Source organism: Sodalis sp. RH20 (genome assembly GCF_047324205.1).
Taxonomy (GTDB): domain Bacteria; phylum Pseudomonadota; class Gammaproteobacteria; order Enterobacterales; family Enterobacteriaceae; genus Acerihabitans.
Map to the genome: position 1 here is coordinate 5,259,125 of NZ_CP178733.1, position 14,490 is coordinate 5,273,614.

The window sequence follows — 14,490 nt, forward strand, 5'->3', positions numbered from 1 at the left end:
GCGGCGCGCCTTAATGACAACCGCCGCCGGTTGGCGTGGCGCAGCGCGCGCATCCTCCGTCCGGCGGCAGGGAAACGTCAAATCGGCGGCGCATCAGGTAAAGCGTTGCGATAAACACCATGTTGAACAGCAGGACCACGCCAATACAAAGGGCGCTATAGGCCGGGTGCGCGGTGAATGTCGCCGCCTGGTAAAACAGGGTGGCCAGGGAATAAGCGACGTTAACGCCCCAGACGATGGACAGCGTCATCCAGCCCCGGCTGCTTTCACGGGCGATGGCGCCCATCACCGACACGCAAGGAACATACAGCAGCACAAAAATCAGGTAACTGTAGGCGGCAACGGCGTTGCCGAATTTTCCGGCCATCACGCCCATGGAGCGCCCGTTCATCTCGCCGTCGCCTTTGCTGGCCTCAATCGGATTGGCCAGCACGCTGAGGCTGAAGGTGTCTTTCAGGTTGCGCCACGTTTCGGCCAGCGCACCGGTCAATTCCGCCGCCAGATCAAAACGCTGCGGGTCGAAGGGCGAGGCGGCGATATGTTCGGCGGTGTATAGGGTATTCAACGTGCCGACCACCACTTCCTTGGCCATGGCGCCGGTCACCAGGCCCACCGTCGCCTGCCAGTTATCCGCGTGAACGCCCATCGGCGCCAGCAGCGGCGTCAGCACTTTGCTGACCGACGCCAGCGCCGAGTCGTTAATATCATCCACCGCCGCGCCGCGCAGCGAAAAACTGTTGAGCGCGCCGATAAACATACTGGCGACGATAATCACTTTGCCCGCGCGCAGTACAAATCCCTGGAGCTTTTGCCAGGTTTGCAACAGCAGGCTTTTGAGATGCGGCACGTGGTACACCGGCAGCTCCATGATAAACGGCATGGCCTCGCCACGCATGATGGTGTGCTTGAGCATCAGTCCGGTCAGCACCGCGACGACAATGCCGAGCAGATAGAGCGAAAAGACCACCGTCGCCCCCTCCTGGCCGAAAAACGCCGCGGCAAACACCGCGAAAATCGCCAGCCGGGCACCGCAGGACATAAAGGGCGCCATCATGATGGTCATCAGGCGTTCGCGGTGTGCATCCAGCGTGCGCGCCCCCATCACCGCGGGGACGTTGCAGCCGAAGCCGACAATCAGCGGCACGAAGGATTTGCCCGGCAGCCCGAGCGCTTGCATCATCCGGTCCATGACAAACGCCGCGCGCGCCATGTAGCCGGAATCCTCGAGGAAAGAGAGAAACAGATACATCATGCCGATTTGCGGAATCAGCGGCAGCACCGTATTAATGCCGCCGCCAACGCCCTGGGCCAGGAACACCGTCAGCCAGCGCGGAAACGCCAGCGTATGCCCGAGCCATTGGGCGCCGTCGACAAACAGGGCGGCGGATCCGATGTCAAACAGCGGCTGCAGCGCGCCGCCGACATTGATGGCCAGCAGGAACATCAGGTACATGACAAAAAAGAAGATGGGCACCCCGAGCCAGCGGTTAAGCACCACGGCGTCAAGCCTGGCGGTCATGGCGTTTGCCGCCGTCAGATGGCCGTTGCTGGCCGCCGTGCAGATCGCGGCGATGCCGCGATAACGGGCATCGGCGATCAGCAGCGACGGATCGTCCGCCAGGGTGGCCGTCATCCGGTCTAGCTGACCGGCCGCGGCGCTGAAGCGGGCGCGGGCGTAAACATCCCCCTCCAGCAGTTGCAGCGCCAGCCAGCGGCGCTGGACCCTGGGCAGTTCGGCCGGCAGCATGGGCAGTAAATGCCGCACCGCCCGCAGGATATCCGCCGGATAGGGCGCCTGGAATGGTTCCCTCGGCCGCGCTCCCAGGGTTATCGCCTGTTTTAACGCGCCGATGCCCCTGGCGCGGGTGGAGACCAGCGGCACCACCGGGCAACCGAGCCGCCGTGACAGCATGGGGATATCAATGACCACCCGCTGATTTTCGGCGATATCCAGCATGTTCAACGCCAGGATGCAAGGAATGCCCAGCTCGAGGATCTGCAGGGTCAGGTACAGGTTGCGCTCAAGATTGGAGGCGTCGACCACATTCACCAGCACGTCGGCTTCCCCGCTGAATATAAAACGACAGGCTATTTGCTCGTCAAGCGAGGATTGCGGCGACAGGGTGGTTAATGAATAAGTGCCCGGTAAATCAATTACCGCCACCTGATGGCCAGCGCTGACAAAAAAGCCCTCTTTACGTTCAACCGTGACGCCGGCCCAATTGCCGACCCGCTGGTGCGCGCCGGTTAATTGATTAAATAACGTGGTTTTGCCGGCGTTCGGATTACCGATTAAACCAATGCTGAGCTTTTTCATAGCCTGTAAATATCCATAAACAGAAATGATCCCTATATCGGGCGAACCGCGTTCGGCGTCAGGACCAGGGGACGGCTGGCCGGGTCAGGCCTGGACGGCCAGTCTCAGCTGGGAGAGATCCTTCCTGCGCACCGCCAGCTGCATCCGGCGTGTCTCTATCTGGATCGGATCGCCCAGCGGCGCCACGCGGATGACCTGGAAAGAGGCGCCGGGCAGCATGCCCAGCGACAATAGCTTTTGCCGGTATGCCGGGCTTATCTCTGCGGCATAGCCGATAATTTCATAATGGTGGTGGGGTAACAGCTGCATATAACCTTCTTAAACAATTCACGTACTGCTCTTTGAATAAAGCCTGCGCCCAATAAAAAACGCTTTTTTTGATTTTATTTCCCTGTTTTAACATCAATGGCTCGCATTGGCAAATGAAACTTATTCGTAAATAGATTCGCGCAGGCAGGAATACATTAATTGAAATAATAATTATTATTTCAAAATAATATTAATGCATTATTAATATAATATATTTGTTGAGTGTTTTTTTGGCGGTCACGTTATTATAAGCGGGATTAACGTTATGAATGTTGATGTGATGAAATAAGAATGTTAAACCGGAGCTTCATTAATAGCGGCGCGATGTTTTGCGCCGCACGCCGGTAATCAGCGCCGGCATTGACTCGCGCGCCGGCACCGCGGGGAGAGTGATGACCTCAGCGTTTTTTGCCGAGCGCGGCCGCCAGTGCATCGCCTAGCACGCTGTTGCCGGCGGCGGACGGGCTGCCGGGGCGGGGTTTGGCCGCCGGACGCGCAGGCGCGTCGCGCCGTTTATCGCCGCCGCCGTCGCGACGGCTTGAGGTTTCGCCGGGCTGCTCGTCCAGGCGCATGGTCAGGGCGATACGCTTGCGCGGCAAATCCACGTCCATCACTTTCACCTTGACGATATCCCCGGCCTTGACCACTTTATGCGGGTCCTCGACAAAGCTCGCCGACAGGGAGGAGATATGCACCAACCCGTCCTGATGCACGCCGATATCCACGAACGCGCCGAAGTTGGTGACATTGGTGACGGTGCCTTCCAGTATCATGCCCAGGGTTAAATCCTGCAGGGTTTCCACACCCTCGGCGAACGTAGCGGTCTTGAATTCCGGCCGCGGATCGCGTCCCGGTTTTTCCAGTTCCCGGATAATATCGGTCACCGTGGGCAGGCCGACGCGCTCATCGGTAAAGCGAACCGGGTCGATGCCGCGCAGCGCGCCCGCGTTGCCCAGCAGCTTGTCAAGGGTAAGCTCGGTGGCCTTGAGGATGCGCTCTACCACCGGATAGCTTTCCGGATGCACGGTGGAGGCGTCCAGCGGATTGTCGCCATGGTTGATGCGCAGGAACCCGGCGCATTGTTCAAAGGCTTTCGGCCCGAGCCGGCCCACTTTCAGCAACTGGCTGCGATCGCGGAAACGGCCGTTTTCGTCGCGCCAGTTCACGATATTCTGCGCCATCATGCGCGTCAGTCCCGCCACCCGGGTCAACAGCGGCACCGAGGCGGTATTCAGATCCACGCCGACGGCGTTCACGCAGTCCTCCACCACTGTATCGAGCTTTTTCGCCAGCAGGCTTTGGCTGACGTCATGCTGATACTGGCCGACGCCGATGGATTTCGGGTCGATCTTGACCAGTTCCGCCAGCGGATCCTGCAACCGGCGGGCGATGGACACCGCGCCGCGCAGCGAGACGTCCAGGTCGGGGAATTCCAGCGCCGCCAGCTCCGAGGCGGAATAGACCGATGCCCCGGCCTCGCTGACAATCACCTTCTGCGCGGTGACCTTGGGGAACTGTTCCTTGACCAGGGCGAAAAAGCGTTCGGTTTCCCGGGACGCGGTGCCGTTGCCGATGGCCACCAGTTCCACCTGATGCTTCAGGCACAGGGCCGCCACCGCCGCCACGGCTTTTGCCGTCTGGCCGGTGTGAGGATAGATGGTATCGGTGGCCACCAGCTTGCCGGTGGCGTCCACCACCGCCACCTTGACGCCGGTGCGCAGCCCCGGATCCAGTCCCATGGTCGGACGCAGGCCCGCCGGCGCGGCCATCATCAGGTCGTGCATATTGCGGGCAAAGACCTGGATGGCCTCTTCCTCGGCTTTTTCGCGGATGCTGCCCATCAGTTCGGTTTCCAGGTGCAGCAGGATCTTGATGCGCCAGGTCCAGTTAATCACCGCCCGGCGCCAGGCGTCGCCCGGGGCCTGATTGAGGCGCACCTGCAAGTGATCGATAATCATCTGCTCGCAGTGGCTTTCACGCGGCGGCTCGTCCGAATGCGGATCGGCATTCAGCGAAAGTTGCAAAATACCCTCGTTACGGCCGCGGAACATAGCCAGGGCACGGTGGGAGGGCACCTGCGCCAGCGGCTCGTGATGGGCAAAATAATCGCGGAACTTGGCGCCTTCCTCTTCTTTGCCGGCAATCACGCTGGCCACGAGATGGGCGTTTTTCCATAGGTAATGGCGGATTTTCGCCAGCAGCGCCGCGTCTTCGGCAAAACGCTCCATCAGGATATAACGCGCGCCGTCCAGCGCCGCCTTGACATCGGCCACGCCTTTTTCGGCGTCGACATACGCCGCGGCCACGTCTTCCGGCTGCCGGCTGGCATCCCGCCATAGGGTCTCGGCCAGGGGTTCGAGGCCGGCCTCAAGGGCGATTTGCCCGCGCGTGCGGCGTTTGAGCTTGTAGGGCAGGTAGAGATCCTCGAGTTCGGTTTTGCTCAGCGTGCCGTTGATAGCCGTCGCCAGCTGTTCGGTCAGCTTGCCCTGATCGTCTATGGCTTTCAGAATTGTCTGGCGCCGTTCCTCAAGCTCGCGCAGGTAACCAAGGCGGGTTTCCAGCTGGCGCAACTGGGTATCGTCCAGGCCGCCGGTGACCTCTTTACGATAGCGCGAGATAAAAGGCACGGTATTGCCTTCGTCCAGCAGGCGGATAGCGGCGTCGACCTGCTCCGGGCGGGCCTTCAGCTCGGCGGCAATGAGGCGATTCAAAGGATCATTCATCATTCTGTTTTGTTCGTCATCACGTTATGGGTTACTTATGCAGTGGACAGTTATACGTATTGCGCCGCCAAAATGCCAGTCATCTGATGGATGCGGGCGCGGTAAGCGGCGAAAATTGCGCGATTGTTCAAGAAGCCGCGGCTGGGGCGCGGGGATGGGCGCCGGCGCAGCGCCGCGAGGCGGCGGTCTATGGTATATTTCCCGGGTACGGCTTCTCACATTTGCTAAACGGTCACGATGAAAACCAATCTAATTACCCGTCAGGGCTATCGGGAACTCCAGGAAGAGTTAGATCACCTCTGGAAGCACTATCGTCCCGAAATTACCGAAAAGGTGTCCTGGGCCGCCAGTCTTGGCGATCGCAGCGAAAACGCCGATTATCATTACAACAAAAAGATCCTGCGTGAAATCGATCGCCGGGTGCGCTATTTGCGCCGGGTACTAAAAGAAGCGCGGGTCGTGGATTATTCGCCGCAGCAGGAAGGCCGGGTATTTTTCGGCGCCTGGGTGGAGGTGGAAAATGATCAGGGTGAGCGGCTCCGCTTCCGCATTGCCGGGCCGGATGAAATCTTCAAGCACAAATCTTATATTTCCATTGATTCCCCCATGGCGCGGGCTTTAATCAAAAAAGCGGTGGACGATGAAGCGGTGGTCGCCACGCCCACCGGTTTAAAAACCTGGTATGTGAATAAAATTTCTTATCAGGAACCGTTGGGAGAATAAATGAAATATGCGAAATATAAGGCCGCTAAGGTTTACTTTGCCAGGGGTAAAGTGAACAATCATCCTACCCGGTCGGTTTAATTATCGTCATGCCGGCATTTGTGGATAAATACCGGTAAAGACCGGCGATGATCGTCATAAAGCGCTTTTTTTTGCCGAATATGTGGATAACTACGTATTTCCATATGCTTTGTAACAATTTTGCTTAGAATATACACCTGAAACCGCTGTCAGTGCCTTACAGGTTTCTGAACAATACGCTTACGGGCGTATCGCCTTTGGGAGAGAGAACAATGCAAGAGAATTACAAGATTCTGGTCGTGGACGATGATATGCGTTTAAGGGCCCTGCTGGAGCGTTATTTAACCGAACAGGGATTCCAGGTGCGCAGCGTCGCCAATGCCGAGCAGATGGATCGCCTGCTGACGCGCGAGTCCTTCCATCTGATGGTGCTGGACCTGATGCTGCCGGGCGAGGATGGCCTGTCCATTTGCCGCCGGCTGCGCAGCCAGAGCAATCCGATGCCGATCATTATGGTCACGGCCAAAGGCGAAGAGGTGGATCGGATCGTCGGTCTGGAAATCGGCGCTGACGACTATATTCCCAAGCCCTTTAATCCCCGCGAGCTACTGGCGCGCATCCGCGCGGTGCTCAGGCGCCAGGCCAATGAGCTGCCGGGCGCGCCTTCGCAGGAAGAGGCGATTATCGCCTTCGGTAAATTCAAGCTGAATCTCGGCACCCGCGAGATGTTCCGCGAGGATGAGCCCATGCCGTTGACCAGCGGCGAATTCGCGGTACTTAAGGCGCTGGTAAGCCATCCCCGCGAGCCGTTATCGCGCGATAAGCTGATGAACCTGGCCCGTGGCCGGGAGTACAGCGCCATGGAGCGCTCCATAGACGTGCAGATTTCCCGCCTGCGCCGTATGGTCGAGGAAGACCCCGCCCACCCGCGCTATATCCAGACCGTTTGGGGTTTGGGATACGTATTCGTGCCGGACGGCAGTAAAGCATGAGGCGATGGCGCTTCTCTCCGCGCAGTTCTTTTGCACGGAGTCTGTTGTTAATCGTTACCCTGCTGTTCGTCAGCCTGGTGACGACCTATCTTGTGGTACTGAATTTCGCGATATTACCCAGCCTGCAGCAGTTCAATAAAGTGCTGGCGTACGAAGTGCGCATGCTGATGACCGACCGTCTGCAGCTTGAGGACGGTACGCTGCTTGAAGTCCCGCCGGCGTTCCGGCGCGAGATTTACCGGGAGTTGGGCATTTCCCTTTATACCAATGCAGCGGCCGAGGACAGCGGGCTGCGGTGGGCTCAGCATTATGAGTTCCTCAGCCAGCAGATGGCGCAGCAGCTCGGCGGCCCCACCGATGTGCGGGTGGAGGTCACCAAGAATTCGCCGGTGGTCTGGCTGAAGACCTGGCTGTCGCCGGATATCTGGGTGCGCATTCCGTTAACAGAAATCCATCAGGGCGATTTTTCGCCTTTATTCCGCTATACCCTGGCCATTATGCTGCTGGCAATAGGCGGCGCCTGGTTGTTTATCCGGATGCAGAACCGTCCGCTGGTGGACCTGGAGCACGCCGCGCTGCAGGTGGGCAAAGGCATTATACCGCCGCCGCTGCGGGAATACGGCGCCTCGGAGGTGCGTTCGGTCACCCGGGCGTTTAACCAGATGACCTCCGGCGTCAAGATGCTGGCCGACGATCGGACCCTGCTGATGGCCGGCGTCAGCCACGATTTGCGCACGCCGTTGACGCGTATCCGCCTGGCCACCGAGATGATGAACGCCGAGGATGGCTATCTGGCCGAGTCGATCAATAAGGATATTGAAGAGTGTAACGCCATTATCGAGCAATTTATCGATTATCTGCGTACCGGGCAGGAGATGCAGACCGAGATGGCGGATCTGAACGGCATCCTGGCGGAAGTGGTGGCGGCTGAAAGCGGTTATGAACGTATTATCGAAACCGCGCTGTTCGATGATGAGCTGATTGTTAACGTGAATCCGTTGTCGATTAAACGGGCGGCGGTGAATATGGTGGTTAACGCAGCCCGTTACGGTAACGGCTGGATCCGCGTGAACAGCGGGCGGGACGCGCACCGGGTTTGGTTTGAGGTGGAGGACGATGGGCCGGGCATCGAACCTTCGCAGCTGAAATATCTGTTCCAGCCCTTCGTGCGCGGGGACAGCGCGCGCAGCACCAGCGGCACCGGGCTGGGGCTGGCTATTGTGCAGCGTATTGTCGACGCCCACGACGGTACGCTGGATATCGGCAGCAGCGAGCGCGGCGGCCTGCGTATTCGCGCGTACCTGCCGTTGCCTGTGAATGCGCATGACGTTCCCGTCGTGACCTCGGTAAAGAAAACGGCGTAATCCCGCCGCGGCAACGACCGCGGGGCAAAAAAAAGCCTCCGTTACGCGGAGGCATGATGTGGACTGGCAAGCGCCGGATTTAAGCCCGGTGTCAGCGGGCCTAGCATGCCATGGGGCACTCTGGCGGCCAGGAAAACCATGGCCGCTTCGACCCCATTGGCACGCTCTCCCTTGAACACGTCTGCTTTAGGTTCGGCGTTGGCGGGCCTAGCATGCCATGGGGCGCTCTGGCGGCCAGGAAAACCATGGCCGCTTCGACCCCATTGGCACGCTCTGCCTTTAACACGCCGGATTTACGTCCGGTGTCAGTGGGCTTACCGCGCCGGGGTTTAGCCCGGCGCCGGGGTGCTTAAAGCTTCGGTCCCGCTTTAACCAGCGCCTTGCCTGCCGGCGTGTCGGTGTATTTATCAAAATTGGTGATAAACCGTTTCGCCAGGTCGTCGGCCTTTTCCTGCCACAGACCGGGTTCGGCGTAGGTATGGCGCGGGTCGAGAATCTGGCTGTCGACGCCGGCCAGCGTCATCGGCACCGCCAGGTTGAATACCGGTAGCGTGAGGGTTTCCGCATCGTCGATAGCGCCGCTCAGGATCGCGTCGATAATGGCGCGGGTATTTTTGATGGAAATGCGTTTACCGGTGCCGTTCCAGCCGGTATTCACCAGATAGGCCTTGGCGCCGGCGGCGTTCATGCGTTTGGCCAGTACCTCCGCGTACTGGGTCGGGTGCAGCGACAGGAACGCCGCGCCGAAGCAGGCCGAGAAAGTGGGGGTCGGCGCGGTGATGCCGCGTTCGGTGCCGGCAAGCTTGGCGGTAAAGCCGGACAGGAAGTGATATTGCGCCTGTTCCACCGTCAGTCTGGCCACCGGCGGCAGTACCCCGAAGGCGTCGGCGGTCAGGAAGATGACCCTGGACGCATGGCCCGCTTTCGATACCGGTTTGACGATATTCTCGATATGGTAGATAGGGTATGAGACGCGGGTATTTTCGGTTTTGCTGCCGTCGTCAAAGTCTACGCTGCCGTCGGCCCGGACAACCACGTTTTCCAGCAGGGCGTCGCGGCGGATGGCGTGGAAAATTTCCGGCTCGGCTTCCTCCGACAGATGGATGGTCTTGGCGTAGCAGCCGCCCTCGAAGTTAAAGACGCCGTCGTCGTCCCAGCCGTGCTCATCGTCGCCGATAAGCCGGCGGTGCGGATCGGTGGACAGCGTGGTTTTGCCGGTGCCCGACAGGCCAAAGAAAATGGCGACATCTTCGGCGGCGCCGACATTGGCCGAGCAGTGCATCGAGGCGATGCCTTTTAACGGCAGCAGGTAGTTCATGATCGAGAACATGCCTTTTTTCATTTCGCCGCCGTACCAGGTGCCGCCAATCAGCTGCATCCGTTCCGTCAGGTTAAAGGCGATAAAGTTTTCCGAGTGCATGCCCTGCTGTTGCCAGTCCGGATTGGTGCATTTGGCCCCGTTCATGACCACGAAATCAGGTTTGAAGTCCCGCAGTTCCTCTTCATCGGGGCGGATAAACATGTTTTTGACGAAGTGCGCCTGCCAGGCCACCTCGGTGATAAAGCGTACCTTTAACCGGCTGTTTTCATTGGCGCCGCAAAACGCATCCACGATAAACAGGCGTTTGCCCGACAGCTGGTTGCCGACGAGTTGTTTCAGGTGGCTCCAGGTCTCCTGACTGAGCGGATGATTGTCGTTGTTGCCTTTACCCTGATCCGACCACCAGACGGTATCGCGCGTTACGTCGTCGCGCACCAGGTATTTGTCCTTCGGCGAGCGGCCGGTAAAGATACCGGTATCGACGGCCACGGCGCCGGTGCTGGTGACGGTGCCGCGCTCAAATCCTTGCAGTGAATCGGCGGTTTCTTCCTGGAACAATAAGGCAAAATCCGGGTTGTAAATCACCTCGCTACAGTTAGTAATGCCATAGCCGACCAGGTCTTGCGCGTTGATACCATGACTTGCCATATGACGACTCCTTAGCTTTAAATTATTACCTGTAGCGATTGTAAGGGTTACCCAGTGGATCACCGAGAGGTAGGTCATGAAATAACCGACGTCAGCAAGTTTTACACTGTATTGGGAGCTGACGCATAAATAAAGCTTCAGCATGCGCTACCATAGGCAAGTCTATCTGTCCTGTGCCCGCCGGCGCCTATCTCAGTGTAATTGTGTCTCAGGGCCCGTGCGGTCTGACTTTATCGCCGCGACATCCCCGGCGGTAAAGACATAATGACTACCGCAGAAATCACAATGCATGTCGATGGTTTCGTCCTGATCGAGCATTTCATCAAGCTCATGCTCCGGCAGCGTCAGCAGCGCGTCAGCACAACGCTGCCGGGAGCAGGTGCAAAGAAAACGGACGTCCTGGGCGGGGTAAAGCGATACCTTATCCTGATGATAGAGGCGATATAATACGTCATCGGCCGGCAGGGTGAACAGCTCTTCCGCCTTGACTGTGGCGGTCAACTGCGCCAGGCGGTCAAAGTCGTCGTGGCTGGCATCGCGCGCGGGCAGCACCTGTAGCAGCATACCGGCGGCCGCGACCTGGCCGTTGGCTTCGCCGGTGCGGATAAACAGGCGGGTCAGCAGCTGTTCAGACTGCAGGAAGTAGTTTTCCAGGCAATCGGCCAGGTGTTCTCCTTCCAGGCCCACCACGCCCTGGTAACGCTCGCCCTCATCCGGGGTGAGCGTAATGACCAGGTAGCCGTTGCCGACCATTTGTCTGAGCGTGCTGTTTTCGGCGATGTCGCCGTCGATGCGCGCCACGCCGCGCATATTCTGCTGGTGATCGCCGTTAATGACCACCAGGCGCAGCGGCCCGTCGCCCTGCAGTTGCACGGTAATCTCGCCGCTGAATTTCAGCGTAGCGGTCAGCAGGCTGGTGACCACCAGCATTTCCCCCAGCAGGTTTTTGACGCTGGGCGGGTAATCATGCTGGCCAAGGACCTGCCGGTAGGTATCATGCAATGAAACCAGTTCACCGCGCACGGCATAATCTTCAAATAAATAACGGTGTAGCTGGTCGTGAATGGCCATAATTCTCTCTCTTGCCGGTGGCGGCGGGCTTATTCCCCCGACTCGCCATATTTAAATTTAATCAGGTTGCGGCGCTCTTTTTTATCCGGCCGCCGGTCCGGGTGGGTCACGTTCTGGGCATTGATTTTGCGCGCGGCGGCCAGCTTTTCGCGTTTGGCCACGCTTTGCGCCGTTTCCTGGTAGAACAGTTGCGCTTCGCTGGCGGGCCGGCGCTGTACCGTTAGGGTAAGCGCCACCACGGTGCGCTCGTCATCACCCTGGCGCAGGGTGATCTCCGCGCCGCTCTCCATGATTTTGCCGGGTTTGGTGCGCTGTCCGTTGTAATGGACTTTGCCGCCTTCCACCATTTCCCGGGCGATGGCGCGGGTTTTGTAAAATCGTGCCGCCCAAAGCCATTTATCAAGGCGGACGGCCTCTTCCTGTCCGCCTTTGTCCTTATCCTGGTTTTTCATCGTGCCTCCTGTGTGCTGGCCGGGAACGGGCGCTTTTTCAGTACCCGGTCCGCCGGGTGGATGCCGCGCTGGTGTGCCGCCGGTATCAGGATACATTAGGGTATTATACCAGTCGTTGGCGGATGACATGCAAATTCCGTGCGCATGACGCGCCGGGCAAACCGGGGCGCCGCGGGTTAACGCAGCGTTTTTAATGCCACGGTGGGCAGGTGGGTATTAAAACAGCTTTCATAATAACGCTGAATATCCTGGGCGCGATGCCGGCTTTTGCCCAGGCGGCGGATCAGCAGTACGGCGTTGACCAATGCGATGATAATCAACAGGAAAAGCAGTACGCTGGTGCCAAGGTAGCGCCAGACGGTGATGACATCGGGTTCGCTGTGCAGCGAAATATGGCGGGTGCCGTTGGCGTCGACGGTGATATTGGTAATGACGCCCTGGGCGCGGAACGGCGTGTGCAGCAGCATGGCGGAGAGGCGCTGCAGTTCATTCCATTGCGCCAGCCCGGTGTAATCATATAAGGAACTGGCCGGCAATGGATGATCCACCAGTAATTTTCCCTCGTCGCTGTGGATCAGGAATCCGCCCGGCGGGGGACTGTTGAGGGCATTGGTCGCCTGGCGGGTCTCTCCGGTGAAAATGGACGAGGTGGCGCTGGTCACCAGGTTTTGCAGCGTTTCCGCGCTGACCGGGCGCAGCAGGACGTTGACGCCTTTGAGCGTGCCATTGCGCGCCCGCTTCACAAGCGAGGGCCAATCCCGGCCGTTGGCCAGGTTGACCAGCGCGGTTTTCAGCCGGCCGCAGGCGCTGTCGTCATGGCAAAGGTCCTGCGTTTTCAGCACGATGTCCGCAAAATCATCCAGCAGTATCATGCCCGATTTCTGGATGGCGGTCGCCAGGCCTGGATTGATCTTGGGATCGTTATCCAACTGGGGGTGCAGTTGGGTATTGACGGTATTGAGCAATAATACCGCCTTATCCACCGTGTCGGACTCCGGCAAAGGCAGCGGTTCGGCGTTATTCCAATAAATGCTGGAACAGTCGAAAGGGACAAACGGTTCCCGGGCATCCGCGGGTAGGGCGGTATTGATATAGCACATGCCTGAGCCCTGGGCGTGCAGCGTATCGCCGATGCGCAGCTGCGCCTGCGCCAGCGTATTGACATCCACCGCCTGGATATTCTGCGCGCCTTTTAACCAGGCGGTGCTCAGCGTCAGCGGCAAGGTCAGCGGCACGTAGATCAGCAGCAGGCACAGGATTAGGGCCGAGCTGCACAGCAATACCAGGTTGCCGCCAAAGCGCTGGAGCGGGAAATGCCTCATTTCGTCGTGCAGGGACAGATATTTCCCCTGGCGCACCACCTGGCGGTTGACGTAGATATCGACATCGGTCTTTTTGCCCATATCATGGCCGATAAAAGGCAGCCAGTGGGGCGGGTAGTTCAGGTCGATAATGCCGAACGAGATGGTGCTGATGCGGCTTTGGTCAGATTCCCCGAACAGGCCCCAGCGCTTGGGCGTGCCGCGCAGGCAGTGCACATCCCGCAGCGCGCTCTCGGCCGGCCGGCGCAACAGCCGCCAGCCGCCCCAGCCCATCAGCACGCCGGCGACGGCCACCAGCCATGGCACGGCCAGCACCGGCGCCAGCAGGCTGACAAACAGCAATAATAGCGCCACGCTCAGCAAGGCGGCCTCATAGATGCCCTTTGGCCGGCTGAGCGCATATTCCTCGGGGGTTTCCTTGCGGATGTTAAGCAATTCGACCTGCTCGGTTTCCTGCTCGCGCATGGACGAGTTCGGTACTAACTGCGGCGGGCTGGGCGCTTGCGGGTCGGCGGACATGTAATCCACCAGCGAGTGGCCGTTGAGCGCAATCACCAGGGGGATCCCGGCGGTTTTTATCAGTTCGACATGATTTTCGTCGGCAATATACTGTTCCCAGAGCGGGGGGAGATGCACTTCGGTACTGTCGAGGAAATAGCGCCACTTATGGGGCGCGTCGGTGGCCAAACCATAACGGGTGATGGCGTGGGTGACCGCATAGATATTCTCGCTTTGCGGGGTTAACGCCAGGGTCTCCGCCACCGGCGCGGGGGGCGAGGCCAGGGGCAAGCTATACTGGAGGTGTTTATTCAGCTGGAAATAGTGTTCGATGGCCTCGCGTTCCTGCGGGGCCAGTTTGCGGGGCAAGGGTTGCAGCGACGGCATGCGCTTTATCGGCGCGGGGATGTGGCGCCGGCGGTAGGCCCGGTAAGCGGATAACGCGATCGCACAGGTCAACAGTAAGGCCAATACAATGACTATTGTGCTCATGCCATCCCCATCGAAACACGAAAAAACGACGATACATCGATAATATGATACGCATCCGGCAAGCGGCGTGACGCCACGCTCGTCATAGAGAAACGAACACTCGATTGTTTAATTGACAGCCGCGCGGGAAAAAAACGTGACAACTATCAACGCTAATCTCAGGGTAGCAATCCATTCTTTAGCGACATATCGGTATTTTCCTATTTTAATCCCAATTCTTTTCTTTTACTTGCCATG

The 14,490-nt window shown here is 58.8% G+C and carries 10 protein-coding genes; 3 read left to right on the forward strand and 7 right to left on the reverse strand.

Going from position 1 to position 14,490, the window contains the following annotated elements; translation table 11 throughout:
• Positions 1-10: 10 nt before the first annotated feature.
• The 3 genes from feoB to ACL2XM_RS23840 all read right to left on the reverse strand — a co-directional run bounded on the left by feoB (position 11) and on the right by ACL2XM_RS23840 (position 5,349).
• Positions 11-2,317, reverse strand: coding sequence for a Fe(2+) transporter permease subunit FeoB (gene feoB, locus ACL2XM_RS23830; protein WP_410013223.1), 2,307 nt, complete (start codon positions 2,315-2,317; stop codon positions 11-13).
• Between the two features lie 84 nt (positions 2,318-2,401).
• Positions 2,402-2,626, reverse strand: coding sequence for a ferrous iron transporter A (gene feoA, locus ACL2XM_RS23835; RefSeq protein ID WP_413721579.1), 225 nt, complete (start codon positions 2,624-2,626; stop codon positions 2,402-2,404).
• A gap of 398 nt (positions 2,627-3,024) precedes the next feature.
• Positions 3,025-5,349 (reverse strand): Tex family protein, encoded by a 2,325-nt coding sequence (locus ACL2XM_RS23840; protein ID WP_410016709.1) that lies wholly within the window; start codon positions 5,347-5,349, stop codon positions 3,025-3,027.
• A gap of 237 nt (positions 5,350-5,586) precedes the next feature.
• Between ACL2XM_RS23840 and greB the strand changes: the two genes are divergently transcribed.
• The 3 genes from greB to envZ all read left to right on the forward strand — a co-directional run bounded on the left by greB (position 5,587) and on the right by envZ (position 8,449).
• Positions 5,587-6,072, forward strand: a complete 486-nt coding sequence (greB, locus tag ACL2XM_RS23845; protein WP_410013225.1) for a transcription elongation factor GreB — start codon at positions 5,587-5,589, stop codon at positions 6,070-6,072.
• Positions 6,073-6,365: 293 nt separating this feature from the next.
• Positions 6,366-7,085 (forward strand): two-component system response regulator OmpR, encoded by a 720-nt coding sequence (gene ompR, locus ACL2XM_RS23850; RefSeq protein WP_003853014.1) that lies wholly within the window; start codon positions 6,366-6,368, stop codon positions 7,083-7,085.
• Complete coding sequence (gene envZ, locus ACL2XM_RS23855; protein ID WP_410013226.1) at positions 7,082-8,449, forward strand: two-component system sensor histidine kinase EnvZ; 1,368 nt, start codon at positions 7,082-7,084, stop codon at positions 8,447-8,449. The genes ompR and envZ overlap by 4 nt, the downstream gene beginning before the upstream one ends.
• Positions 8,450-8,798: 349 nt before the next feature.
• On the opposite strand, the gene pckA is transcribed toward envZ, so the two are convergent.
• From pckA to ACL2XM_RS23875, 4 genes are all read right to left on the reverse strand, one after another.
• A complete protein-coding gene (pckA, locus tag ACL2XM_RS23860; RefSeq protein ID WP_413721578.1) occupies positions 8,799-10,418 on the reverse strand; it encodes a phosphoenolpyruvate carboxykinase (ATP) in 1,620 nt (539 codons plus the stop codon).
• A gap of 192 nt (positions 10,419-10,610) precedes the next feature.
• Positions 10,611-11,489, reverse strand: coding sequence for an Hsp33 family molecular chaperone HslO (gene hslO, locus ACL2XM_RS23865; RefSeq protein WP_410013228.1), 879 nt, complete (start codon positions 11,487-11,489; stop codon positions 10,611-10,613).
• Positions 11,490-11,518: 29 nt separating this feature from the next.
• Positions 11,519-11,941, reverse strand: a complete 423-nt coding sequence (gene hslR / locus ACL2XM_RS23870) for a ribosome-associated heat shock protein Hsp15 (RefSeq protein ID WP_410013229.1) — start codon at positions 11,939-11,941, stop codon at positions 11,519-11,521.
• Between the two features lie 176 nt (positions 11,942-12,117).
• Positions 12,118-14,253, reverse strand: coding sequence for an IgaA/UmoB family intracellular growth attenuator (locus tag ACL2XM_RS23875; RefSeq protein WP_413731733.1), 2,136 nt, complete (start codon positions 14,251-14,253; stop codon positions 12,118-12,120).
• Between the last annotated feature and the right edge of the window lie 237 nt (positions 14,254-14,490).